Source organism: Streptococcus pseudopneumoniae, assembly GCF_001072315.1.
Taxonomy (GTDB): Bacteria; Bacillota; Bacilli; order Lactobacillales; family Streptococcaceae; genus Streptococcus; species Streptococcus pseudopneumoniae_R.
The window spans coordinates 1-615 of sequence record NZ_JVLI01000097.1 but is presented as its reverse complement, the minus strand read 5'-3'; the positions used below and the strand labels follow the sequence as shown (position 1 = coordinate 615).

Annotated in this window: 1 protein-coding gene; it reads left to right on the top strand. The window is 34.1% G+C overall.

Annotated features, from left to right (window positions below; genetic code table 11):
* Positions 1–52 precede the first annotated feature (52 nt).
* Positions 53–475, top strand: coding sequence for a hypothetical protein (locus ADH54_RS04840; protein WP_049524246.1), 423 nt, complete (start codon positions 53–55; stop codon positions 473–475).
* Positions 476–615 lie beyond the last annotated feature (140 nt).

Sequence of the window (615 nt, the reverse complement as noted above, 5' to 3'; positions counted from 1 at the left end):
AAATAAGCTATTTTTATGGTATAATAACGGTAAATCGTGGAGGAGTAGGATTATGAAATTTGGGAATGATTTTTCCTGGTTATGGGTAGCTATCATTAGGATTTTTACAGCTCCCTTTTATATCATTCTTTGGTGTATTAATGTTGTGAAATCAGCGTTTGGAGTTGTCATACTTTGGATTGTATCTAAATGTTGTGTTGGATTAGTTCTGTTTTTGCCTTTTTGGCTTTTGATTGATATCTTACACTGGATTACTCCTTCGGTAGGAGATGCTTTTTTCCGATGGTACGGAATTCATGTTATGGGTTTTGTTCAACGTGCTTGGATTGATGGCGCAGTTCATGAATTTCCAATACCTGCAGGTGGAACTAATTTCCTTCCCTATCCACATATTGAGATTCCTATTATGATAGTACTTACTCTTCTAGTAGCTACTGTTCGGACGATTTATCGTGAAGAATTTGATGAATTATAAAAATAGTATTGTGTTTGGCACTGTAGAAATCTCTGCAGTGCCTTTTGTTATAAAAAAGAAATTAAAAGAGGTAAAATAAAATGGAAATCATTACAAAAATTATTACTGGTCTAGGTGTAGTTGGAACAATCACAGGTCTT